Source organism: Actinomycetospora chibensis (assembly GCF_028737215.1).
Lineage (GTDB): Bacteria > Actinomycetota > Actinomycetes > Mycobacteriales > Pseudonocardiaceae > Actinomycetospora > Actinomycetospora chibensis.
Map to the genome: position 1 here is coordinate 400,727 of NZ_JAQZAM010000001.1, position 24,577 is coordinate 425,303.

Annotated in this window: 19 protein-coding genes; 8 read left to right on the plus strand and 11 right to left on the minus strand. The window is 74.1% G+C overall.

Annotation, left to right across the window (positions count from 1 at the left end; all coding sequences use genetic code 11):
- Nucleotides 1-528 (minus strand): potassium channel family protein, encoded by a 528-nt coding sequence (locus PH189_RS02055; protein ID WP_274187068.1) that lies wholly within the window; start codon nt 526-528, stop codon nt 1-3.
- Nucleotides 529-553: 25 nt separating this feature from the next.
- A complete protein-coding gene (locus PH189_RS02060; protein ID WP_274187069.1) occupies nt 554-1,669 on the minus strand; it encodes an AI-2E family transporter in 1,116 nt (371 codons plus the stop codon).
- Between the two features lie 225 nt (nt 1,670-1,894).
- Between PH189_RS02060 and PH189_RS02065 the strand changes: the two genes are divergently transcribed.
- Together PH189_RS02065 and PH189_RS02070 are read left to right on the plus strand one after the other, a co-directional pair.
- Nucleotides 1,895-2,818 (plus strand): YhjD/YihY/BrkB family envelope integrity protein, encoded by a 924-nt coding sequence (locus PH189_RS02065; protein WP_274187070.1) that lies wholly within the window; start codon nt 1,895-1,897, stop codon nt 2,816-2,818.
- 288 nt (nt 2,819-3,106) lie between these two features.
- On the plus strand, nt 3,107-3,439 hold the full coding sequence (locus PH189_RS02070) for a hypothetical protein (protein ID WP_274187071.1): 333 nt from the start codon (nt 3,107-3,109) through the stop codon (nt 3,437-3,439).
- An 87-nt stretch (nt 3,440-3,526) separates the two neighbouring features.
- On the opposite strand, the gene PH189_RS02075 is transcribed toward PH189_RS02070, so the two are convergent.
- Nucleotides 3,527-4,006, minus strand: coding sequence for a DUF7144 family membrane protein (locus PH189_RS02075; RefSeq protein WP_274187072.1), 480 nt, complete (start codon nt 4,004-4,006; stop codon nt 3,527-3,529).
- A gap of 267 nt (nt 4,007-4,273) precedes the next feature.
- Between PH189_RS02075 and PH189_RS02080 the strand changes: the two genes are divergently transcribed.
- A complete protein-coding gene (locus PH189_RS02080; protein WP_274187073.1) occupies nt 4,274-6,640 on the plus strand; it encodes an arylsulfatase in 2,367 nt (788 codons plus the stop codon).
- A gap of 38 nt (nt 6,641-6,678) precedes the next feature.
- The gene (locus PH189_RS02085; protein WP_274187074.1) at nt 6,679-6,948 is read left to right on the plus strand and encodes a hypothetical protein; all 270 of its coding nucleotides are present in this window, start codon (nt 6,679-6,681) and stop codon (nt 6,946-6,948) included.
- A 16-nt stretch (nt 6,949-6,964) separates the two neighbouring features.
- Here PH189_RS02085 and PH189_RS02090 read toward each other — a convergent pair whose 3' ends face one another.
- The 5 genes from PH189_RS02090 to PH189_RS02110 all read right to left on the minus strand — a co-directional run bounded on the left by PH189_RS02090 (nt 6,965) and on the right by PH189_RS02110 (nt 15,848).
- Complete coding sequence (locus tag PH189_RS02090) at nt 6,965-9,415, minus strand: winged helix-turn-helix domain-containing protein (RefSeq protein WP_274187075.1); 2,451 nt, start codon at nt 9,413-9,415, stop codon at nt 6,965-6,967.
- Between the two features lie 81 nt (nt 9,416-9,496).
- On the minus strand, nt 9,497-9,808 hold the full coding sequence (locus PH189_RS02095; RefSeq protein WP_274187076.1) for an SHOCT domain-containing protein: 312 nt from the start codon (nt 9,806-9,808) through the stop codon (nt 9,497-9,499).
- Between the two features lie 34 nt (nt 9,809-9,842).
- On the minus strand, nt 9,843-10,283 hold the full coding sequence (locus tag PH189_RS02100) for a DUF6325 family protein (RefSeq protein ID WP_274187077.1): 441 nt from the start codon (nt 10,281-10,283) through the stop codon (nt 9,843-9,845).
- 75 nt (nt 10,284-10,358) lie between these two features.
- Entirely contained in the window at nt 10,359-13,076 is a 2,718-nt protein-coding gene (locus PH189_RS02105) for a helix-turn-helix transcriptional regulator (protein WP_274187078.1), read from the minus strand.
- Nucleotides 13,077-13,205: 129 nt separating this feature from the next.
- Nucleotides 13,206-15,848, minus strand: coding sequence for a winged helix-turn-helix domain-containing protein (locus tag PH189_RS02110; RefSeq protein WP_274187079.1), 2,643 nt, complete (start codon nt 15,846-15,848; stop codon nt 13,206-13,208).
- A gap of 265 nt (nt 15,849-16,113) precedes the next feature.
- Here PH189_RS02110 and PH189_RS02115 point away from each other — a divergent pair, with 265 nt between their 5' ends.
- Nucleotides 16,114-16,785, plus strand: a complete 672-nt coding sequence (locus PH189_RS02115) for a GAP family protein (RefSeq protein ID WP_274187080.1) — start codon at nt 16,114-16,116, stop codon at nt 16,783-16,785.
- 55 nt (nt 16,786-16,840) lie between these two features.
- The gene (locus PH189_RS02120; protein WP_274187081.1) at nt 16,841-17,521 is read left to right on the plus strand and encodes a potassium channel family protein; all 681 of its coding nucleotides are present in this window, start codon (nt 16,841-16,843) and stop codon (nt 17,519-17,521) included.
- A 7-nt stretch (nt 17,522-17,528) separates the two neighbouring features.
- On the opposite strand, the gene PH189_RS02125 is transcribed toward PH189_RS02120, so the two are convergent.
- The 3 genes from PH189_RS02125 to PH189_RS02135 form a co-directional block, all read right to left on the minus strand.
- Nucleotides 17,529-17,735, minus strand: coding sequence for a hypothetical protein (locus tag PH189_RS02125; RefSeq protein WP_274187082.1), 207 nt, complete (start codon nt 17,733-17,735; stop codon nt 17,529-17,531).
- A 1-nt stretch (nt 17,736) separates the two neighbouring features.
- Nucleotides 17,737-18,030 (minus strand): LapA family protein, encoded by a 294-nt coding sequence (locus PH189_RS02130; RefSeq protein ID WP_274187083.1) that lies wholly within the window; start codon nt 18,028-18,030, stop codon nt 17,737-17,739.
- Between the two features lie 112 nt (nt 18,031-18,142).
- A complete protein-coding gene (locus PH189_RS02135; RefSeq protein WP_274187084.1) occupies nt 18,143-18,418 on the minus strand; it encodes a hypothetical protein in 276 nt (91 codons plus the stop codon).
- A 144-nt stretch (nt 18,419-18,562) separates the two neighbouring features.
- Between PH189_RS02135 and PH189_RS02140 the strand changes: the two genes are divergently transcribed.
- Both PH189_RS02140 and PH189_RS02145 read left to right on the plus strand, forming a co-directional pair.
- The gene (locus PH189_RS02140; protein ID WP_274187085.1) at nt 18,563-18,802 is read left to right on the plus strand and encodes a hypothetical protein; all 240 of its coding nucleotides are present in this window, start codon (nt 18,563-18,565) and stop codon (nt 18,800-18,802) included.
- 51 nt (nt 18,803-18,853) lie between these two features.
- Nucleotides 18,854-24,565, plus strand: coding sequence for an ATP-binding protein (locus tag PH189_RS02145; protein WP_274187086.1), 5,712 nt, complete (start codon nt 18,854-18,856; stop codon nt 24,563-24,565).
- Nucleotides 24,566-24,577: the final 12 nt, after the last annotated feature.

The window sequence follows — 24,577 nt, forward strand, 5'->3', positions numbered from 1 at the left end:
TCACGGCGCCGTCCTGTTGAGGCGACCGCGGCCGCGCTCGACGGCGTCGAGAACGGCCCGCACGACGAAGCCCAGCAGGAGCAGGTTGGCGAGCATCTGGACGGTCACCGCGACGCGGGCGACCGTCGACACCGGCGCGATGTCCCCGAAGCCGACGGTCGCGAACACCGTGACGGTGAAGTAGATCGCGTCGGTGCGCGACAGGGACTCGGAGAACGACGCGGGGTCCACCTGGGACAGGACGGTGTAGGTCGCCGCGAACAGCATCAGGAACAGCGGGAGCGCCACCGCCAGGGTCTCGAAGGCCCTCAGCGACGGGTAGGGCGACCGCGCGATCCCCCGGACCTGCCAGGCGATGAGCGCTCCCAGCAGGGCCAGCCCGGCCACCAGCCGGAGGAGGGTCCCGACGTCGACGGTCATCCGCAGCGGGACGACGTAGAACACGACGACGATCAGGACGGCGTAGATCAACGCCCGGACGAGCGCGACCGCGGCCCGCCTGCGCGGGAGCGTGTGGGCGGTGGTCACCCCACGGCCCCCGGGTCACCGCCCGTCACGAGGTGACCTTCTCCGGAGGAGGCACGACCTCGTCGGCCTCACCGGCGACCTCGTCGGCCTCGTCCTCCTCCTCCGGGTCCCCCGGATCGGACCGGAGCAGGGCGTCGGCCCACCGCGCGCCCGGGTCGATGTCGACGAGCAGGGCCTTGGCCAGCAGGGTCAGCGGGACGGCCAGCAGCGCCCCGAGCCCACCCAGCACCCAGGCCCAGAACAGCAGCGTCACGAAGGTGACGGTCGCCGAGAGGCCCACCGAATCGCCGATGAAGCGGGGCTGGATGAACGATTGGATGATCACGTTGAGCAGGCAGTAGACGACGATGACGAGGATGAACAGCGACCAGCCGCCGGTGAGCAGCGCGAGGATCGCGGGCGGGATGAGCCCGAAGATGAAGCCGATGTTCGGGATGTAGTTGGTGATGAACGCCAGCACCCCCCACAGGATCGCGAGCGGTACGCCCATGATCTCGAGGGCGATGGTGTCGAGCACCGCGACGATCCCGCCGAACACGGTGGTGACGAAGAGGTAGCTGCGCGTGCCGCGGGCGAAGGTGTCGAGGGCACCGACGATGTGCGGGCGGTCGCCGGCGATGCTGTCGAGCCGCTTGTCGAAGGTGGCGGCGTCGGCGATGAAGAACAGCAGCAGCGCGAGGATGAGCACGATGACGCTGGCCAGGCTCGAGACCCCCGCGAGGACGTTGCCGACGAGGCCGGCGATGGAGTTGAAGCTGATGCCCTGGGTGGCGGACTGGATCTGGGCGGGCCCGACCCCGAACCCGGCGAGTGTCTGCTTGAGGCCGTTCACCATGGCGTCGAACTGGGCGCTGTACGTGGGCAGGACGGTCGCGAGCTGGCCGACCGAGACGAACAGCACCGCGGCGAGGGCGAGCAGTCCGGCGTAGACGACGACGATCAGCGTCAGCGTGGCGGCCCAGACGGGCCACCCCCGCCGACGGGCCCACCGCTGCACCGGGTGCGCCGCGATCACGATCATCAACGCGAGGAACAGCGGTCCGATCAGCCAGGCGGTGGCCCGCATCCCGGCCACCGCGATGACGGCGGCGGCGATGCCCAGCAACAGGGTCAGCCCGCGGGGGAAGCCCCCGGGCGACACGGGTGCGGACTCCCGCTTCGTGCGGTGCCGACCGTTGGACGGCGGCGTGTGAGCGGGTGCGAGTGGGTCCGCTGAGGGCCCCACGCCTTCCAGCGGTGTGGTCATGCCCCTGAGTGTGGGCAGAGGGCGCGACCTCACATCACCTGGAACAGATGATTCCGCCCCACCGGGATTCATCTGTTGCGGGTGACGCCGCGCGCCGCGCCGATGGCCACGCTGTGTGCGATGCCCGAGGCAGGGGACGACGTCCCGGACGGGGGGCGCGTGGAGACCGGAGTCAGCAGGACCCGCCGGCGGGTCGGCGTCGTGGTCGCCCGTCACGAGAGCGGGCTGGTCCTGCGCGTGTCGCGGCGCATGATGGCGATCAACGGGTACGACCGGGCGCTGGCGCTCGCGGCGCAGGCCTTCGCGGGGTTGATCCCGGTGCTGGTCGCCGTGTCCGCCCTGTCCCCGCGCCCGATCCGCACCTCGGTGGGGCCCGAGGTGATCGCCGCTCTGGGGGTGACCGGCGACGCGGCCGCGGCCCTGACGGCGCTGGTCACGCGCCCACCGGCGGTCCAGCCGCTGACCATCGTCGGCGGCGCCCTGCTCGTGCTGTCGGTCCTGGGCTTCACCCGGGCCCTGCAGCGCACCTACGTCTCGGCGTGGGAGCTCCCGCCGGGCGGACTCCGCGGCCTGGGGCGCGGGTTCCTGGCCGCCGCGGCGCTGATCCTGGTGTTCGCGGCGCTCGTGATGGTCGGACCGCTGCTCGCCGTCCTCGACGGCCACGTCGTGCTCGCGCTGGTCGCCAACGCGGTCGTGGCCACGCTGCTGTGGTGGCCCGTCCTCCGGATCCTGGTCGGCGGACGGGTCGGGTGGCGGGCCCTGCTGCCGGGTGCCGCGCTCAACGGGTGCGGTCAGGCCGCGGTGTTCGGCCTCTCCGCGACATACCTGCCGCCGGCCATCTCCGGCGCGGCGGCCGAGTACGGGCTGATCGGCGTCGCCGTCCCGGTGATCTCATGGCTCGTCGTGCTCGGCTGGCTTCTGGTCCTGTCCGCCGTCCTCGGCGCCGAGCTGGTCCGAGGTGGGTCCGAGGGCGCCGGGACGGGTCACGACCCGGACGGTGATGTGGAAGCGACGCGCGACCCCTCGTCCCGGGGATCCCCGTGAGGTCACGGGAATCGTCGGGGAGATCGGGCGGACCGGAGTCCGTGCGGATTGCTGCATGCTGCGCGTCGGTGTCGAGTGGATTGGTGGCGGACCACCTCGAGGCCTAGGCTGACGACGAGCCCACGCCCGGACCCCGCGTCGCACCCGTACCACGCGAACGGTCCCGGGGGGGTCATGGCGCACGGTGTCCACGCACGATCCGGTTCGCCGGCCGATGAGCCGGCGCCTCCTCCGCACGACACGGCGGCCGCCGGCGTCCTGGTCGAGTACTCCGGTGACCGTCCCTCGGTGGTCGTGACGGGTCAGGTGGACCGCGCGAAGGTCACCGAGGTGTCGGGCACCGTGCGGGGACTGGTCACGGTGGGGGTCCGGGTCCTGACCGTCGACCTCACCGCCTCGTGGGACAGCGCTGCCCTCCTCCCGGTGCTCGCGCGCACCCGCGCCGAGCTCGCCGACGACGGCGGTTCTCTGCAGGTGGTCGGCGTGGCCCTGCCGGAGTTCCTCGCCGCGCTGTCCGACGCCCCGCTCGACGAGGTCTTCCTCGTCCACGACGCGGTGCGCGGCGAGGTCTCCTCCGAGACGCGGCAGGCGATCTCGGGCCGGCGCCGCGCCGCCTGGTGAGACCCGGTGCGGCGCGACGCGACCCCGCCCCACCCCCGGCCGCCGGAGCGGCCGGGGGTGGGGCGGGGTGAGCCGGAGTGACCGTCGTCAGGTCTGCCAGCCGCGTCGGTCGGTCGCCAGCGCGTAGATGACGGCGATGTCGACGGCGATGATGATGATCGACCACATCGGGTAGGCGGCGATGAACACGAGGTTGGCCAGCGCGCTCAGGCCCGCCAGCACGATCCCGGTGAACCGTCCCCACGGCTTCCCCGCCAGCACCGCGAACCCGGCGGCGAGGATGAGGATGCCGAGCAGCAGGTGCACCCAGCCCCAGCCGGCGAACGACAGCGAGAGCACCAGGCCCTCGGAGCCCACCAGGAAGTAGGTCGGGCTGAAGAGCGCCACGAGGCCCTCGACGATCTGGAAGGCCCCCAGCAGGATCATCATGATCCCGGCGAAGGAGACCCACCCGCTGAAGTAGTCGTCGGTGTCGTGCCCGTAGGACGCCGGCTCCCTGAGATACGCGGCCTGTGCCCCGAAGGTGGGGGTCCGGTCCTCCTTCTGCACTCCGTCCACGTCGGTCATGTCGTTCTCCTCATCGGCTTCGGCGTCGGGCCGGCTCCGTCGTGCTCCCGTCGGGTGGCGGGGGCGAGGAGGCCACTGTCGTGCCACGGTGACCCGCGCGCGTCACCCGCGGAAGATGACTCGGGACGACGCGGCGCGAGCCGACGCCGTCCCCGTGCGGTCCCCTCCGCAGCGGGTGATGCGGGCGTCGGCGGCCCACCGCACCGTGAGGGCTCGCCCGGGTCGCCCGACCCCGGGCCCCGGTCACGACAGAGGGCGGATCGAGACATGGTGGACGAGCGGGGCGCACGTCGTGGGGTTCTGCCGATCCCCGATCGCCCGCACCTCGGGGTGCTCACCTACGACGCGAAGGACCCGGACACGACGTTCCCGCCCATCGAGCCGTTGCTCCCGCCTGCGGGGGCCCCGAACGTGCTCGTCGTCCTGCTCGACGACGTGGGCTTCGGCGCCGGGAGCCCCTTCGGGGGCCCGGCGCACATGCCGACCGCCGAGCGGCTGCAGCGCGGGGGGCTGACCTACAACCGCTTCCACACGACGGCGCTCTGCGCTCCGACGCGGGCCGCGCTGCTCAGCGGCCGCAACCACCACTCCGTGGGCATGGGGATGATCACCGAGACCGCCACCTCGGCGCCCGGGTCGAGTGGTCTGCGCCCGAACACGAAGGCACCGATCCCCACGACGCTGAAGCTCAACGGCTACGCGACCGCGCAGTTCGGCAAGTGCCACGAGGTGCCGCCGTGGCAGACGTCGCCGGTCGGGCCCTTCGACGCCTGGCCGACCGGCGGAGGCGGGTTCGAGCACTTCTACGGCTTCATCGGCGGGGAGAACAACCAGTACTACCCGGCCCTCTACGAGGGCACGACGCCGATCGAGCCGGAGCGGGGCCCCGAGGACGGGTACCACCTCACCGAGGACCTCGCCGACCACGCCATCGACTGGGTGCGCACCCAGAAGGCCCTGGCCCCGGACAAGCCGTTCTTCGTCTACTTCGCCCCAGGAGCCACGCACGCGCCCCACCACGTGCCGCCGGAGTGGGCGGACCGGTACGCCGGCCGGTTCGCCGACGGCTGGGACGCCCAGCGGGAGGCGATCCTCGAGCGCCAGAAGCAGAGCGGCGTCGTCCCGACGGACGCGCACCTGACGCAGCGGCCCGACGCGATCCCGGCGTGGGACGACATGGACCCCGCGCTGAAGCCGGTCCTGGAGCGGCAGGTGGAGGTCTACGCCGGCTTCCTCGAGCACACCGACCACCACGTCGGGCGCCTCGTCGACGCGCTCGAGGAGATCGGAGCCCTCGAGAACACGCTGGTCTACTACATCATCGGCGACAACGGCGCCTCGGCCGAGGGCACGGTCAACGGCGCCTTCAACGAGATGGCCAACTTCAACGGTCTCGCCGCGATCGAGACGCCGGAGTTCATGGCGGCGATGAAGGACAAGCTCGGCACGAAGGAGGCCTACAACCACTACGCCGTCGGGTGGGCGTGGGCCATGTGCTCGCCGTACCAGTGGACCAAGCAGGTCGCCTCGCACTGGGGCGGCACCCGCAACGGCACGATCGTGCACTGGCCCGCCGGCATCAGCAGCCGCGGCGGGACGCGGTCCCAGTTCTGCCACGTGATCGACGTCGCGCCCACCGTGCTGGAGGCGGCCGGCATCCCGGAGCCCGACTTCGTCAACGGCGTGCAGCAGTCGCCGATCGAGGGCACCAGCATGGTCTACAGCTTCGATCAGGCCGACGCTCCCGAGCGCCACGACCTGCAGTACTTCGAGATGGCCGGCAACCGGGGCATCTACTACAAGGGCTGGAGCGCGGTCACCCGGCACAGCACCCCCTGGCTGCCGCACGAGGAGCTGCCGGCCCTGGACGACGACGTGTGGGAGCTCTACGACGGCTCCACCGACTGGAGCCAGGCGCACGACCTGGCCGGGGAGATGCCCGAGCGGCTCGCGGCGCTCCAGCGGCTGTGGCTGATCGAGGCCGTGAAGTACAACGTCCTGCCCATCGACGACCGTCGCTACGAACGCCTCAACGCCACCATCGCCGGACGCCCCCAGCTGGTCACCGGGACGACGCAGGTGCTGTTCCCCGGGATGAGGCGCCTGAGCGAGAACAGCGTCCTCGACGTCAAGAACCGATCGTTCGCGGTCACCGCGGCGATCGAAACGTCGGCGAAGGAGACCACGAGCGGCGTGATCATCGCGCAGGGCGGCCGGTTCGGCGGCTGGGCGCTCTACGTCGTCGACGGGCGCGCCCGGTTCGTCTACAACCTGCTCGGGATGACGTACTACACGATCGAGGCGCAGGAGGAGATCCCCCCGGGCCGGCACCAGCTGCGGGCCGAGTTCGACTACGACGGCGGCGGCCTCGCGAAGGGCGGGGACGTCACGCTGTACTACGACGGCCGCGATGTCGGCCGCGGGCGCGTGGACCAGACGCAACCGTTGATCTTCTCCGCGGAGGAGACCACCGACATCGGGGACGACTACGGCATGCCGGTGAGTGCCGACTACGCCGCCGCGAGCCGCTTCAACGGCCGGATCGAGGTCGTGCAGATCGACCTCGGCGAGGACGACCATCGCCACCTCATCGACCCGGCCGAGGTCGCGCGGATCGCGACGTCCCGCCAGTGACCGCCCACGAGCGCCCGGAGCCCCCGGGTGGAGGTCCGATGACCGCCGCACCGCCCGACAGCACGACCACGACCACGGCCCCGACCCCGGCCCCGGCCACCGGGTGGCACGTCGACGTGCCCCTCGTCGGGAAGGTCGGATGGCCTCCCACCGGGAACCTCGCCTTCCTCGCCGCTCTCGGTGGCCTGGCCGCGCTCGAGGTCGTCGCGTGGCCGGTGGCCGCGGCCCTGGCGGTCGGGCACGTCCTCGCCCAGGCCCACGACCACCCGGCGATCCGTGCCCTCGGCGAGGGTCTGGAGGAGGCCTGAGCGGCACGGCACCCGGTCAGAGGAGGCCCCGGGCCCGGGCCGCCTGCACCGCCGACCGACGGCTCTGCACCCCGAGCTTGGAGTAGATCGTCTGCACGTGGGTCTTGACGGTGCTGCGCGACACGCTCAGCGCCGCGGCGATGTCGTCCGACGACATCAGGCTCGGGAGCAGCTCGAGCACGGCGAGCTCACGGTCGGTCAGGCGCGCGTTCGCGGGGGGTTCGCCCGCGGTGCGTTGAGCGGCGCGCACCCGCGCGGCGAAGGGCTCGTCCCCCTGCTGGTGCTCCGCCAGCAGCTCCCCCACCTCCTCGCCGGCCTGGACGAAGGGCCGGACCAGGTCGAGCGGGCCCGCGGTGGCCAGCGCGGCCCGGAGGCAGCGGCGGGCGGCGGCGACGTCCCCCGCCCGGACGTCCACCGTCGCCTGCACCACCTGCGCCTCGACGACGACGTGGGGCAGGAGCGGCACCTGGGTGCCCGCCACGATCCCGGCGACGCGGGCCGAGGCCGAGCCCGCGCGGTCCCGGTCGAGCTCGGTCCACGCGGTGAGGAGGGCGACCTCGGCCGATGCGCCGGCCCGCCCGGCGAGACCGCTCGCCCCGTCCGTGGCGCCTGCCGGGTGCCCGAGCCGCAGAGCCGCCCGGTGCTCGAACAGGGCGGCGATCGCCTCCAGGCGCGCCGGGAGCGGGTGTCCGGCGAGCTCGGTGCGCGCACGCCGGATCTCCGCCAGCCCGTCGGCGGGCTCGCCCTCGTCCGTCCGGGCCGCGCCGCCCACCACCCGCAGGGCGTAGCGCAGCGTCGGCCCCACGGTCTCGACCGGACGGCTCAGCGCGGTCTCCGTCGAGGACCGGGCGGTCTCCGGATCGCCCTGCTGGAGCGCGGCGTAGGCGTGCAGGACGTAGGCGAGGGTCACCCACGCCGACGGCTCCCACGGTGCCCGGGGAGCCGGCGCGGCGACGCCCTCCCCCAGCGCCTCGCCGCTGAGCGTCCGCGCCCCGACGTGGTCGCCCTGCACCGCAGCGACGTACGCGAGGAGAGTCCGGCACTGCACGGCCGCGAAGTCGAAACCGTGGCGGCACGCGATCCCGAGCGCGTCCTCCAGCCCGTCCCGCGCGCCGTCCAGGTCGGTGGTGAGGAGATCGCCGAGTCCCCGGTCCAGCGCCTCCAGCACGGCGAGGACCGGGCCGTCGGGCGAGCCGGCCGTGAGCACGTCGGCGACGGCCGCACGCAGCGTCCGGAGGTCCTCGGCGTCGAGGACGAGGCCGGTGCCCAGCGCGGTGGCCGCGGTCGTCGGCGCTCCCCCCGGCGGGCCCTCCCCCGGGGCCGACGCCAGGACCCGGCGCAGCGGGGCGTGGTTCCCGGTCAGGGCGAGACGCAGCGCGAACCGGTCCAGCAGCTCCGCGAGCAGCGCGGGGTCGTCCCCACGGCGGGCGTGCTCCAGGGCGGCGACGGGCGCATCCCGGGCGGCCCACCACCGCGCGGCACGGCCGTGCAGCTCGGCCGCCAGGACGGGACGGCGACGGTGGAGCTCGGCGAACAGGTACGTCCGGAGCAGCTCGAGGATGCGGTACTCGTGCTGGTCCCCGGCGAGCTCCTCGCACAGCGACGTCTCGCGCTCCAGCCGCTCGAGGACCTCGACCGCGTCCTCGCGTCCGGTGATCTCGACGGCCAGCGCCCCGGGGAGCGGGTCGGTGATGCTCGCGAGGGTCAGGAACTCGCGGATGGGCGCCGGGAGGATGTCGAGCACCTCGCCCACCAGGTAGTCGGCGACCGAGCGGTCGTCGCCCGAGAACGCCGCCAGGAAGGCCTCCGGGGACTCCGCCTTCCGCATCGCCTGCACCGCGAGCCGGAGGCCGGCGGCCCACCCGCCCGTCTGCTGCTGCAACCGCCGGGTCTCGTCGGCGGACAGGGTCAGCCCGGCGCGCTCCGCGAGGAGGGCGGTCTCGGCGGGCGAGAAGGCGAGACGATCCGCCCGCAGGTCCCACAGCCGGCCCTCGAGCCGCAGGCGCGGGAGCGACAGCGGGGGGTCGAAGCGGCTCGACAGCAGGAGCCGCAGACCCCGGGGCCGGTACAGGACGAGCGACCGCAGCTCTCCCATCGCCGCGGCGTCACCGACCTCGTGGACGTCGTCGAGGACGAGGGTGATCGGCGGGTCCGGGACGTCGAGCGCGTCGCAGAACCGGGCGAGGAAGTCCCGGTCGTCCGCTCCCCGTGGCGGGGCGAGATCGTGCACCTCGGCGCGGGCCCCCGGGTCCCGGACCAGCGCCGCCAGGATCGCCGACCAGAGCAGGTGGGCGTCGTCGTGACGGTCCAGCGACACCCAGGCGGTCCGGGCGTGGCCGGCGGCCCACCCGGCGAGCGCGAGGGTCTTCCCGTACCCGGCGGGCGCGCTGACGAGGCCGACACCCGGCGCGTCCGGTGCGTCGAAACCCGCGAAGAGCTCCGGGCGGTCCACGACGTCGGGGGGCACGCCCGGCACGGTCGTCTTGCGCCGAGGGATCACGCCGTCCGCTCCCCTCGTCCGCCTGGGACGAGGCTAGAGGCCGCGCGGTCAACCGCCCAGGATGCGTTGCTTCTGCGTCTCGAACTCCGCCTCGCTGAGCACCCCCTGGGCCTTGAGCTCGCCCAGGTCCTTGAGCTGCGCCAGCACCTGGTCGTACCCGCCACCGGCGGGCGCCTGCTGTGGCGGAGCCTGCTGCGGCGGAGCCTGCTGCGGGGGGTAGGACTGCTGGGGGTAGGACTGCTGCTGGTACTCCTGCGCCGCCCACCGACCCGCCTGGCGTCGCGAGACGCGGTTGGAGACGGCGGTCGCGGTGCCCGCGACCATCGCGGTGCGGGCGAGGCCGCGGAGAAGACCGGGCATGGTGAGGGTCCTTTCGCTGGTGGGGTGAGGCCGGTCAGGCGACGTACTCGGTCGCATCCAGGGCACCGACGAGTGCGTCGACCGGGATGCGCCCCCCGGCGACGACCTGGGCCCCGCTGCGGCGCAGGGCACCGACCAGCGGTGCGGCCCACGAGTTCTCGTAGACGACGAGGACGGCGACCCGCCCGTCCTCGAGGACCCGGCCGGCCTCGTCGATGTCGTCCTGGTCGACCAGCCCCGACCACGCGCCCTCGAACACCGTGAGGTCGAGACCCTCCTCCGCGTCGATCTCGGCGATCGTCAGGGTGCTGACCACACCGCCGGTCTTGCGGACGAAGACCAGGTCGAGGATGCGGACGATCCCCCGATCGACCAGGTCGACCAGCAGCGGCAGGCTCTCGCCGGTCAGCCGGTCCCCGTCGAACTCCATCACCAGGAAGTCGATCGGGCCCATCTCGCTGGCGTCGTCGGTCATCGTGGTCCTCCCGGAGGCCGTGGAGCCTGTGTGCGTGGTACCGGGAACCATCCACGGGATGCCCGCCGCGCAGCATCACCCGGACCGGAGGAGGTCGGGGGTCCGGAGGACGTCCGGAGTCCGGCCGGGATCCTCGGTGTCGGCGAGCAGGCCCGCGTCGTAGGCCGCGACGACGGCGGCGCGCCGGTCGTTCACCCCGAGCTTGCTGTAGATCGCGCCGACCTGGGTCTTGATCGTGTTCGGTGAGACGTGCAGGTCCTCGGCGATCTCGGTGGTGGTCGACAACGAGGGCAGGAGCCGCAGGATGGTCGCCTCCCGGTCGCTGAGGGCGGACCCGCAGGTCGAGCGGCCCCGGACACCCGCGGCCAGTGCCCTGCGCGCGAACCCATCGGCGGCGCCGAAGCTGCCGACCTGGTGCGCCAGGAGCTCCCGCACCGTCCCGGAGGCGTGCGTGAAGGGCCGCACCAGCTCGAGCGGAGCGGCACGGTCGAGGGCGTCGACCAGGAGGCGACGGGCGTGGGCCCGGTCCTGCGCCAGCTCGGCCTCACCGGCGGCGAGCAGCAGCGTCTCGACGGCGGCCTCGGGGAGCAGGGTCGGCGCCGACCCGTCGAGCACCGGACGGAGCCCCCGCTCCGGGGGACCCTTCCCGCCCTCCCCGGGCCCCCGCTCCGCGGCGACCTCGCGGGCGTCCATGAGAGCGACCTCGCCGGTCGGGCCGAGGCGCGCGGCGAGCCAGCGCCGGACGGCCCGGGCGTGCGCGGGCCGCCCCAGCGCGACCGCGGTCTCGTGCTCGAGGATCGCCGCCATGGCGGCCTGCGGGGCCACCAGCTCCCGGTCGGCGAACGCGGTGCGCGCCGCCTGCATCTCCTCGAGGCCGTGGACGAACCGGCCCTCGTCCACGTCGGCGGCGCCGTGGACGATGTGCATGAGCAGCCTCTCGGCCGGATGCAGGCCGTCATCGGCCCTGGCGAGGAGGTCGGCCGCGTGCTGGCGGGCGTCGTCCGGCCGTCCGCGCAGGAGCGACCCGTAGGCCAGCGCCGACCGGGCGGAGACCGACCAGGCCGACCCGTCCCGTCCGCCCGGGTCGCTCGCCGCGGTGGCCGCGGTGGCCGCGATCGCCTCCCGGCCGTGCCGGACCATTCCGGAGGCGTCGCCACCCATCACGGCCGCCGTCGCGAGCAGGGCGGCGCACTGCCGGGCGAGACGGTGGTGCCCGAGGTCGGCGGCCCGGGCGGACGCCGCCTCCAGCGTGGGGACCGCCCCGGCGCCGTCCCGGAGGACGAAGAGTCGGGTCGCGCCGTCGAGGGCCTCGGTCAGCGCGCCCCAGGCCGCGGCACGGGCGCATCGTGCCCGCTCGTCGCCGGGTGTCCGCTCGTCGCCGGGTGCCCGGGCTCCGGCCGGGTCGGCGGGCTCGACGGTGGCCGCCGCCAGGTCGGCGACGGCGCGGAGCGCGCGGAGCTCGGCCGCGTCCTCCGTCGGGGAGCCGCGCAGCGCCACCGCGGTGGCCTCCCCCACGCCGCCGTCCAGGGCCGGGAGCACGAGGCGCAGCGCCGGGTCGGCCTCCACGGTCTCGGGAGGGAGCGCCGCACAGGCCCGGCGCAGCGGCTCGCGGTCGCCGGTGAGGACGAGGGGAACGGCCCAGCCGCGGACCAGGCGGGCCAGGAGCGCGTCGTCACCCGACGCCCGGGCGTGTTCGAGGGCCTCCACGGGACGATCGTTCGCCGCGGACCACTCGGCCGCACGGACGTGGAGCCGGGCCAGGTGGGCCGGCCGCCGATCGAGCTCGCCGCGGAGCCACGCACGCAGCAGCGTCGGCATCGCGACGTGCCCGTCGCCGGGGTCGACGGCGACGAGCGAGGTCTCGCGCCCGAGCCGCTCGAGGGTCGGGACGGCGTCGTCGCGCCCGGTGAGCTCGGCGGCGAGCGACGGCCCGACGGTGGTCGCCACGCTGAGGTCCTCGAGGAGCGTGCGGTCGCCCTCGGAGAGCCCGCCCAGGACCTCGTCGCGGAAATAGGCCGCGGTCGCGCGCTCGCCCCGCGGGAACGTGGCGAGGAGCCCGGTCACCTCGACGGACCGTCGGGCGGCGGCCGCGACGAGGCCGAGCCCGGCGGCCCATCCGCCGGTCAGGGCGTGCGCCCTCTCCACCTGGCTCGACGACATCCGGGCCCCGCCCCGCGACAGCAGCGACGTCGCCTCGGTGACCGAGAAGCGCAGCCGGTCGCCGGGCAGGTCGACGACGCCACCCTCCAGGCGCAGGCGGGCCAGGGACACCGGCGGCGGAGTCCGCCCGCACAGGACGACACGGAGGCGTGCCGGCCGGTAGCGGATCATCGCCGCCAGCTCGTCGAGCACCGCGGGGTCGGTGAGCTCCTGGACGTCGTCGAGGACGAGCCGGACCTCGTCCGGGAGCGTGTCGAGCACGGCGAGCAGACGTCCGGTGGTCAGCGGGTCGCCGGGGTCGCCCGCGAGCCCGTCCGACGACGCGACGAGAGCCTCGGCGAGGGCGGGCACGCACGCGGCGACGGCGTGGGCCACCGCGGTGGGGAGGCGCCCCGGCCGGTCGTCGGTCGGGTCGAGGGACACCCACGCCGTCGCGACGGGCGACGTCCGGGCCCAGTCGGCGAGGAGCAGCGTCTTGCCGGCGCCGGCGTGGGCTCGCAAGGTGGTCACCGGCGCCGTCGCGGCCGCCGCCTCCACCAGGTCGTTCAGGTGGTCCCGGGGGACGAACCCGGTCGGCAGCACGGGTGGGCCGACCTTCGCGGCGGGGACGCGCTGACCGGCGACGCCGACCATGCCGACCTCCACGCCCGTTGCGCGAGTGCTCTCCCGGGGGTGGAAGAGACTTCTCTCATCCTCCGGAACGCGGGGTGAGAGAGACTCATCCTCGGAGCATGAAATGAGATCCCGGAATGACCGGGCCGGTCAGAGGAGCCGGAGCTCCCTCGCGCGACGCACGGCCTCGCGCCGTCCGCCGACGCCGAGCTTTCGGTAGACCGTTTGCTGGTGTGTCTTCACCGTGTTGATGGAGACACTCAATTCTGCGGCGATTTCGGAGTTCCCGAGCGTGCTCGAGAGGTAACGCAGGATGACGGTTTCGCGCGGGGTGAGGGGGGTCGGTGTCCGACGTGCCGGATCCGGCGCGGGATCGAGCTGACGGCTCAGGCGGCTCATCAGCTCCACGGCGAAGGCGGCGGCGCCGGTGCCGCGCTCGATCCGCCGGCTCAGCAGCCGGCGCAGACCGTCGGCGCGGGCCGTGAGGGGCCGACGCAGCTCGTGCGGCGCCGCGGTGTGCAGTGCGCGGTCGAGCGAGCCCAGGGCCGCCTCGTCGTCGCCCCGGGCCGCGGCCGCGAGGGCCCACAGGAGGTCGGTGGCGACCTGCGTCCGCACCGTCGACGGCCCGCCGCCGAGGCCGGCGAGGAGCTGCTCGGCACCGTCGGGATCGCCCTCGAGCAGGTGCATGCCGGCCAGCGCGACGACGGCCTCGGGGGTGTCGTGCGCCTGGAGTCCCGCCAGCGCGGACCTCCCCCGGACCGGATCGTGGAGCTGCACCGCGAGCTCGGCCTGCGCGAGCAGGCTGCGGTCGAGGAGCCTCGCCGGCACGACGGACGGGGCCAGGGCCCGCGTCCTGGTCTGCAGCCCGAGCAGGGCCGCCTCCGGGTCGTTCTCGGCGCGCCGGTGGGCCCGCAGCACGGCCATGGTCAGCGCGACGTGCGGTTCGGGCGCCGCGGCCGCGACCTCCTCGGCCTTCCGCAGCCACGGGTCGACCTCGGAGAGCTCCCCGCTGTCGAGGTGCGCCCAGGCCAGGGCCAGGTAGGCCGAGACCACCTGGATGGTCGGCGCCGATCCGGTCGCCGTCGCCCGGGCCACGACCGCGCGGGCCTCGGTCCGCGCGAGCGTCAGATGTCCCCGTGCGCACTCCAACAGGGCCAGCTGCGCCAGGGCGTTCACCCGTGGCAGCACGAGCCCGACCGCGGGCTCCGCCTCGGTCGCGGCGCGCAGGTGGACCTCCGCGGCATCGAGCTCGCCCAGCCACAGCTCCGCGGTGCCCTGGTTGCTGAGCGTGAGAACGCGGACGAGGTCCCAGCCCGCCAGACCCAGCTCCGCGAGCTCGCCGGGATCGAGGGGGATGCGCCGACACGCCGCCGCGAGCCCGTCGAGGTCGCCGCGCAGGCGCGCGTCGGCGAGGGCGATCAGGTCCAGCACCAGGCGGACCCGGCGCGCGCGGGGCGCCGGGAGCGCCTCGAGCCGCGCCTCGGCCGCGCCGATCAGGTCCGCGAGCTCCTCGTCGCGCCCGTACACCATCCGGGCGCCCGCGAGCCCGGCCGCGAGCTCGGGGTGGGCGAGCAACGCGTCGCGGGGCACGGCGGCGAGCATCGTGTCCAGCTCCCGGCCCCGGCCCCGGAGCACGAGCCCGACGTCGTGGACGCCGACGAGCTCGGCGGCGAGCGGGAGCAGACCGCCGGCGAGGGCGAGGCGGATCGCCGCCTCGGGCAGGGACCGACGCCGGTACCACTCCGCGGCCCGTCGGTACAGGTCACGGCGGGCTCGTGGCTCGACCATCCGGCTGCGCAGGACGTCGGTCACGAACCCCGGGAGGCGGAACCACCGTCCGCCCTCCCCCACGGCCTGCACGAACAGGTTCGACGCCGACAGCTCGGCCAGCATCGCGGCGCCGTCGTCGTCGCCGGTCACCGCGTCGGCGAGCTCGGCGCAGACCAGGTCGAGGATGCAGATCTTCTCGAGGAACCGCAGGACGCGCTCCGACTGCGGTTCGAGGACCTCGCTCTGCAGGTAGGCCGTCACCGTGCGGTCGTCACCGGAGAACGACGCGAGGAAGCTCGCGACGTCCGCGCCGGGGGCCCGGAGCGGCAGCGCGGCCAGCCGCAGACCGGCGGCCCAGCCGTCGGTCCGCCGGACCAGGAGCTCGAGCTGGTCGGTGGTGAGCTCCACGCCGACGAGGGCGAACAGCTCCCGGGCCTCGGGCGGCACGAAGGCCAGGTCGGAGGCGCGTACCTCGGCGAGCAGCCCGGCGAGCCGCAACCGGTGCAGCGGCCACGGCGGGTCGCGGCGGGTGAGCACCACCAGGCGCACCCCCTCAGGGGGTGCCGTGATCCACCGATGCAGCCCGGTCCACACCTCGGGCGAGGTGATCTGGTGGACCTCGTCGAGCACGAGGACGGCCGGTCCCACGACGTGGCGCACGGCGTCGGCCACACGGTCGGCGAGGTCCGTGCCGGACCGGTCGTCGGCGACGCGGCGCAGGAGGGCGTCCGCCGGTGCGCCCACGACCGCCGCCAGGGACGTCGCGACGGCCCGCCAGAAGGTGTCGGGGGTGTCGTCGGCGGGGCCCACCGTCAGCCAGGCGGGACGCTCGACCGCCCGCGCGCCGAGCCAGGAGGCGAGGAGCACCGTCTTGCCCCACCCCGCGGAGGCGGACACGAGGGTGACGGGTGATTCCGCGCCGAGATCGAGGAGGTCGTACAGACGCGGGCGGTCGACGACGTGCAAGGCCACGGGAACGGAGTACTTCACGTCGGGGTGCGTGGCGGAAACGTCGGCGGGCATCGTCACCCCCGACCTCGGAAGCCTCTCATCCTGCACACGACAGTATCATTCTCGCGGGGTGACTCGGCGCGCCAGAATGTCGTGCACCATTCAAGGAGCCTTCTCGGATCATCGGGCGCCGCTGTCCGGCGCAGGAAATGGCCGCGAACCCCGAGAATTGATTCCGGACGGTGTCGGGACGGTCTCTCTCGGTGGCCCTCCCGGGCACCACCCCCCTCCTCCCGGGGTGATGCCGGCGGACGCGGGTGGTGCGAGCGTGCGCCCGGTGAGCGTCGACGTCATCGTGCTGGGCCTGGCGAGCGTGGTCCGTCCGACGTCCGTCGCCGCGGTGTACGCGTTCCTCGCGGCCCGGTCCCCGACGCCCCTGCTGCTGGCCTACATCCTCGCGGGCCTCGCGCTCAGCCTGTCGGTCGGCGTCGCCGCGGTGACGATCGTCCACGTCAGTCCCCCGCCCCCGACGGTGACCAGCACGGGCCGCTCCGTCGCCTACCTCGTGCTCGGGGCCGGGTCGGTGGGGATGGCGCTGTACTACGCGTTCCGGGATCCGCCCGACCGTCCGGCGAGGGAGCGCCCGGCCCGCCCGCCGGGTGCGTTGCGGCGGCGCCTCGCCCAGCCGACCGTCACGAACGCCGCGGTGGCGGGGCTGGCCACCCACCTGCCGGGCGTCTTCTACCTGGGCGCACTCGCCGCGATCGTGGCCGACCGGCCCGGCCTCGTCAGCGGTCTGCTCCAGGTCGGTGCGTACAACCTGCTCTGGTACGCGGTGCCGCTGGCCGCCCTGGCGTCCTGGACCTGGCACCCCGAGACCACACGTGACAGCGCGGCGCGCCTGACCTCCTGGGTCCAGGCCCACAAGAAGCACCTCATCGTCACGGTGTTCGTCCTCGTCGGCGCCTACCTCGTGGTCGTCGGGGTCGTCGACCTGGCCACCGGGTGAGAGGGTGCCCCTCGTGCGTGGGGGTGGGGTTCCTGGTGCTCGTCGGCGGGATCGGGTGACCGGGGACGCCGCGGAGTCCGCCGCGGCCGACGGAGGCCGCTACGGGCTCGTCCTGGCCCTGCTCGTGGCCGGGTACCTGGTGGGCGCGCTGGCGACCGACACCTGGGTGAGCCTCCTGACGGTGCTGCTCTACCTCGGCGCCCTGGTCCTCGCCATCCGGGCGGCCCGCCTGGGCCGGCCCCTCGTGTGGGGGCTGCGGGTCGGGGCGACGGTCGGCTCGGCGGGGGCGCTCGCGGTGCTGCTCTCGAACCCCGGGAACGGGTTCCGCGGGGTGGCCGCGCTGTGGCTCGCCCTGATCCTCGGCATCACCGTCGTGCTCGTCGTCCGGCACATCCTGCGGCACCGGGTCGTGACGCTCCAGACGATCGCGGGCGCGCTGAGCGCCTACCTGCTCATCGGGCTGATGTTCGCCGAGATCTACACCGGCATGTCACGGCTCGGGACGGCGCCGTTCTTCGCGAACGGCCAGGTCCCCGACACCGCCACGGTGCAGTACTTCAGCTTCACGACCCTGACCACCCTCGGGTACGGCGACTTCACCGCCGCCCGCAACGCCGGACGTGCCGTCGCCGTGCTCGAGGCCCTGCTCGGCCAGATCTTCCTCGTGACCCTCGTCGCGCGACTCGTGTCCAACTTCGGCAACGAAAGACCACCACGGCGCGGCGAGGACGGCTGACGGGGTCCTAGGGCACCACGCGGTGGAACGACGTCACCTCGAGCCCCAGGGACCGGCAGAGCGCGAGGAGCCCGTGGAGGCCGGACTCGTCGACCACGTCCGTGGAGATCACGGTCTCGGCCGGGACGACGTCGATCGTCGTGTCGGGGAACGCGTCGCGCGCCCGCTCCGAGAGCCGGCCCGCCACCCTCAGCTCGTACCGGTACCCGTCCACCTCAGTCCCGCCGTTCGGCCCGGCGGTCCGCGCGGCGCCGGTGACGGCGCATCACACCGACGCCGAACCAGATCAGCGCCCCGACGAGCGCCGTCACCACGGTGAACAGCCAGAGCGGCCAGGTGAAGCTCCAGAACAGGAACGTCAGCGTGATGCGTTCGGTGTTCTGGATCATGAAGATGACGAGCAGACCCACCCCGACGAGCGAGGCGATCGCCCCGGCGCCGAGCCGGGCTCCTCCTCCCCGAGCTCCCCCGGCACCGCCCGCGGTGGCGCCGGAATGTTGCTGGACCATGGGACGTCCTCCGGGCGGCCGTGACGATGGGGGCCACCGGAGCGTGGCGCGACCGCCGGGGCCGTGGCATCACCCGGCCGGGATGACGTGGGTGCACGCCCGCCCGCGCCGCTCATGCCATGGCTCGGCGCCGTCGGTAGGCACCGCCGCCCGCGTAGCTCGAGAGGTCGACCAGCAGCGCCAGCGCCAGGAACAGGAAGTCGAGGCCGACGACACCACCGGGCGCCACGAGGAAGTAGGTCAGCGTCGTCCAGGGCAGGAAGAGGAACCCCAGGACCGGGACCAGGAACGTTCCGAAGACGGCACTCCACTGCAGCGGCGAGACCAATGCCCACACGAGGATGACCGCTCGCGGCCCGATGAGCAGCAGGATGATGAACAGGCACATGCCGTCTTCGTAGACAGTCCCGCCGCATCGGTCCCCACCCCGCGGGGATGAGATGTGCGGGACGACTCACCCGGGTGAACGCACCCGCCCGATCGTGGGCGAGCCGGGACCGCCCGACCCGACGCGCCACTATCGTCGCCCGCGATGGACACCCCGATCTTCGCCGAGGTCACCCGCCGCGGGACCGACACCGGTCCGAGCGCCCTCTCGAGGGCCGTCACGAGCGCTCGGGGCGCCCACGAGGCGGGCCGTGACGGCGGTACCTCGGTGACGGATCTCCTGGGCCGCCAGACCGAGATCGCCCGGACGGACGCAGGGCGGTCGGCCGACACGGTGTACGTCGGCCACGTGCCGGGCCTGTTGAGTTTCCGTCTGCCGGCCTAGAGGCCGTCGCGAGGGCCGCACACCACCCCGGTCGCGGTTAGGGTCCGGACCGTGAGCGCGCCACCTCGTCCGTTCCAACGCCTCGCCATCGTCAATCGTGGCGAGCCCGCGATGCGACTGATCAACGCGGTCCGGGAGTGGAACGCCGAGCACGACGGCGAGCTGCCCCCGATCCGGACGATCGCCGTCCACACCGCCGTGGACCGCCACGCGATGGCGGTGCGGGAGGCCGACGAGGCCGTGCTCATCGGGCCCGACGACCCCGACGACATGGGCCCCGTGCCCTACCTCGACCTCGCCGAGCTCGAGCGCGTGCTCGTCGCCCGCCGGGCCGACGCCGTCTGGCCCGGCTGGGGCTTCGTCTCCGAGCGTGCCGAGTTCGCCGCCCTGTGCGAGCGCCTCGGGATCACGTTCGTGGGCCCGGGCTCCGAGACCATGCAGCGGCTCGGCGACAAGATCGAGTCGAAGCGGATCGCCGAGAGCGTGGGCGTGCCGATGGCGCCGTGGAGCGGCGGGCCCGTGGCCGACGCCGAGGCGGCGAAGGAGGCCGCCGAGAAGATCGGCTTCCCGCTCATGGTCAAGGCCACCGCCGGCGGTGGCGGGCGTGGGATCCGCTTCGTGGCGCGTGCCGAGGACCTCGCGGACTCCTTCGCGCGCGCCTCCGCCGAGGGCGAGCGCACCGCCGGGGACGGCACCGTCTTCCTCGAGGGCGCGGTGAGCGGCGGTCGCCACGTCGAGGTCCAGGTCGTCGCCGACGCCCACGGCGGCGTCGTCACGCTCGGGGTCCGCGACTGCAGCGTGCAGCGGCGCAACCAGAAGGTCCTCGAGGAGTCCGCCTCCACCGCGCTCGACGCGGACCAGGACCGGCTGCTGCGCCGGAGCGCCGCCGACCTCGCGCGCGCCGCAGGCTACGTCAACGCGGGCACCGTGGAGTTCCTCTACGACCCCGCGCAGGACGTCCTGTCGTTCATGGAGGTCAACACCCGGCTGCAGGTGGAGCACCCCGTCACCGAGGCCGTCACCGGCGTCGACATCGTCAAGCTCCAGCTGCACGTGGCGATGGGCGGCGCGCTGGGCGACGTGCTCGGGGACGTCGACCCCGTCACCCCGCCCGCGTCGGGCCACGCCATCGAGGCCCGCCTCACCGCCGAGGACCCGGAGCACGGGTTCGCCCCGGCGCCGGGCGCCATCCGCCACCTCGTACTGCCCGCCGGCCCCGGCATCCGCGTCGACACGGGCGTGGCCACCGGTGACGTCATCCCGCCGCAGTACGACTCCATGATCGCGAAGGTCATCTCGTGGGGGCGCACCCGCGACGAGGCCCGGGCCCGGCTGGCGCGCGCGATCCGCCAGACCGCCGTGGTCGTCGAGGGCGGCACCACGAACAAGGCGTTCCTGCTCGACCTGCTCTCGCGCCCGGAGGTCCTGCACGGCACCGCGGACACCACGTGGCTCGACACGATGATGGCCGAGGGCTACACGCCGCCGCGTCGCGTCGACATCGCGCTGCTGGCCGCCGCGGTCGAGGCGCACGGCGCCCACGAGTTCCGCCAGCAGGGCCGGCTGTTCCTCTCCGCCGAACGCGGGCGTCCCGAGGTCGGCCACGAGGTGTGGCACCAGGTCGACGTGCGCGTCGTCGGCGAGTCCTACCGGCTGCGCGTCGCCCGCTCGCGCCCGTCGCACTACCGCGTGGTGCTCGACGGCGACGGCGCCGAGGGGGTGGACGTGGTCGTCGAGCGCTCCGGGCGCTTCGAGCGCCGGCTCACCGTCGGCGGCCAGACCTTCGGGGTCCTCTCGGTCACCCAGGGCTCGGACTACCTCGTCGAGGTCGACGGCGCCGTCCACCGCATCGCCGGTGGCGAGGCCGGGCTCGTCCGAGCGCCCGCACCGGCCATGGTCGTGTCCATCCCGGTGTCGCCGGGCGACGCGGTCGCGGAGGGCGACACCGTCGCCGTCGTCGAGAGCATGAAGCTCGAGACCGCGCTGCGGGCTCCGGTCTCCGGCCGGGTCGCCGAGGTCATCGTCGATGCCAACACACAGGTCGAGGGCGGCACCCGGCTCGTCCGGCTCGAGCCCGACGCCGACGACACCGGCGGCGGCTCCGGCGCGGACCGCGTGAGCCTCGCCGCGCTCGCCCCGCCCGTCGCGGACGCCGACCGGGCCGACGCCCGGGCGCGGGCCCACGACGCGCTCGACGCCCTCCACTCCCTCGTCCTCGGGTACGACGTGGACGAGCGCGAGGCCCGCCCGCTGCTCGCCGCCCTCGACCGCGCCCGCGACGAGCTCCCCGCGGACGACCCGGACGTGCTGCACGACGAGATCGACATCCTGCGCACCGTCGCCGACCTCTCGGCCCTCTCGCGCAACCGCCGCCTGGAGGGCGGCGGCGAGGTCGACGACACCGCCGTCGACGAGGAGTCCACCCGCAACCCGCAGGAGTACCTCTACGCCTACCTGCGCTCCCGCGACCCGGACGCCGAGGTGCTGCCCGAGTCGTTCCGCCTCAAGCTGCGGCGCGCGCTCGCCCACTACGGCGTCACCGACCTCGACAGCGCCCCGGAGCTGCTCGGCCCGGCGCTGTACCGCATGTTCCTGGCGCACCGCCGCGCCGGCGCCCTCCAGCCGGTGGTCGCCGCGCTCCTGGGCGCCCGCCTGAAGCACCCGGAGTCGGCGGCCCGGGAGGGCGAGGCCTACCGGACGGTGCTCGACCATCTGGTGGCCGCGACCCAGGTGCGGCACCCGCAGATCGGCGACCTCGCGCGTCAGGTGCGCTTCCGCTGCTTCGACGCGCCGCTGATCGAGTCCGAGCGTGCCCGCGTCCAGGCCCGGGTGCGCAGCGAGCTCGACGAACTGTCCGAGGACCCCGACGAGCGCGCCACCCAGATCGACGACATCGTCGCCTCCGGGGAGCCGATCCTCGGGGTGTTCGCCGAGCGCCACCACGCCGTGATGCTCGAGGTGATGACCCGGCGGTACTACGGGCTGATCCGCGACCTGGGCGACGTCCGCGTCGTCGAGCACGACGGCCGTCCGGTGCTGACGGCGCGCTACACCCACGAGGGGCACTCCTACGTCGTCGTCGCCACCGTCGCGACCGTCGACGAGCCCGAGGGCGCCACCGCCCCGGCGACGGTGTCGACCGACCTGCACCAGCTCGTCGAGGCCCTGCCGGCCGGCGACCGGGTGCTCATCGACCTCTACGTCGCCTCCCCGCGCGGGCCGGAGGCCAGCGACGGCCCCGACGACCGCGCCGCCCGCATCCAGGACAAGATCGCGACGGTCCCGCCGTCGGTCGCCCGGGTGACCGTGGGGGTGCGAGGCACCGACGGGCAGGGTGACGGCGGGACGAGCTGGTTCACGTTCCGCCCCGATACCGACGACGCGACCTCCGGGGACGGCCAGCTCTCACCCGTCGAGGACCGGACCCTGCGCGGCCTGCACCCCATGGTCGCCGAGCGGCTCGGGCTGTGGCGGCTGCGCGACTTCGCCCTCACGCGCCTGCCGTCGGCCACCGACGTCCACCTGTTCCACGCGCAGGGCCGCAACGTGCCCGAGGACCGGCGGCTGATCGTCACCGGCGACGTCCGCGACCTCACGGTGCTGCGCGACGACGACGGGAACGTGCGGGCCCTGCCGCAGGTCGAGGCCGTGCTCGACGCGGCGCTCGACAGCCTGCGCTCGGTCCGCGCCGCCGACTCCGACCTCGCCGGCCTGCGCTGGAACCGCGTCCTGCTCTACGTCTGGCCCGTCGTCGAGGTCCCCCTCACCGAGCTCGACGGCATCGTGCGCACGCTCGCGCCACGCACCGATGCACTCGGGATCGAGCAGGTCATGGTGCGGTTCCGGTCCCGCGACGGCGCCCCGGACGACCCCTCGGCGCCGACGCGCGACTACGTGCTGCGGATGACCCGGCCGCCGGGCGCCGGGCTGACGCTGCGGGTGACCGAGCCGCCGTCGCACCCGATGGGCGAGCTCGACGCCTACACGCAGAAGGTCATCAAGGCCGAGCGGCGCGGCGCGCTCTACCCCTACGAGCTCGTCCCGCTGGTCACCCGCAACCCCGACCCCGACGGGCCGCCCGGCACCTTCACCGAGTACGACATCGACCCCGAGACCCTGCGCCCGGTGCCCGTCGACCGCCCCTACGGGGCGAACACCGCCAACATCGTGCTCGGCATGGTCACCACGCCGACCCGTCGTCAGCCCGAGGGCCTGACCCGCGTGCTGCTGCTGGGCGACCCGACGCGCGCGCTCGGGGCCATCGCCGAGCCGGAGTGCCGGCGCGTCCTCGCCGCGATCGATCTCGCCCGCGAGCACGGCGTGCCCGTCGAGTGGTATGCCGTCTCGGCCGGCGCCAAGATCGCGATGGACTCGGGTACCGAGAACATGGACTGGATCTCCCGGGTGCTCCGGGCGATCATCACGTTCACCCAGGACGGCGGCGAGATCAACGTCGTCGTCACGGGCATCAACGTCGGCGCCCAGCCGTACTGGAACGCCGAGGCGACGATGCTCATGCATACCCGCGGCATCCTCGTCATGACGCCGGACTCCGCGATGGTGCTCACCGGCAAGCAGTCGCTGGACTACTCCGGCGGCGTCTCGGCCGAGGACAACTACGGCATCGGCGGCTACGACCGGATCATGGGCCCGAACGGTCAGGCCCAGTACTGGGCGCCGGATCTCTCCGGCGCGGTGGAGGTGCTGCTGCAGCACTACGCGCACACCTACGTCGTGCCCGGCGAGCGGTTCCCGCGCGTGGCCGAGAGCCAGGACCCGGTCGACCGCGACGTCCGCGGCTCGGCCCACCACGGCGAAGGGTTCTCGACGCTCGGGGAGATCTTCGACCCCGCGAGCAACGCCGAGCGGAAGAAGCCCTTCGACATCCGCTCGCTCATGAAGGGCGTGGCGGACACCGACCACGCCACGCTCGAGCGCTGGGCCGACATGCACGCCGCGGAGTCCGTCGTCGTGCTCGACGCCCACCTCGGCGGCAACCCGGTGGAGCTCATCGGCATCGAGTCCAAGCCGATCCCCCGCCGGGGTCCGCCGCCGGTCGACGGGCCGGGCCAGTGGACGGCGGGCACGCTGTTCCCCCGCTCGTCGAAGAAGACAGCGCGGGCGATCAACGCCGCCAGCGGCAACCGTCCGGTGGTCGTGCTGGCCAACCTCTCGGGCTTCGACGGCTCGCCGGAGTCACTGCGCGGCCTGCAGCTGGAGTACGGCGCGGAGATCGGCCGGGCGGTGGTCAACTTCGACGGCCCGATCGTGTTCTGCGTCGTCTCGCGCTACCACGGCGGCGCCTTCGTCGTGTTCTCCGGGACGCTCAACGACCAGATGGAGGTGGCCGCGGTCGAGGGCTCGTACGCCTCGGTGATCGGCGGTGCCCCGGCGGCCGCAGTGGTCTTCGCGGGGGACGTGGCCAAGCGCGTCGCCGCCGACCCGCGGGTCGCCGAGCTCGAGGCCCGGATCAGCGAGCGGCTCGAGCGCGGCGAGGACGTCGCCGAACTGCGCACGGAGCTGAACGCGATCCGCCCGGTCGTGCGCTCGGAGAAGCTCGGCGAGGTGGCCGACGAGTTCGACACCAAGCACTCCGTGGCCCGCGCCCAGGAGATGGGCTCGGTGCACCGGATCGTCGAGCCCGAGCGCCTGCGGCCCTACCTCGTCGACGCGGTGCGGCGCGGGATGGCGCGCACGCTGGGGTCGGGGTCGTCCTCGTCGTCCTCGTCGTCCGGGACGGAGTCGGTGGTCTCGCAGACCTGAGCCTCGGCAGGC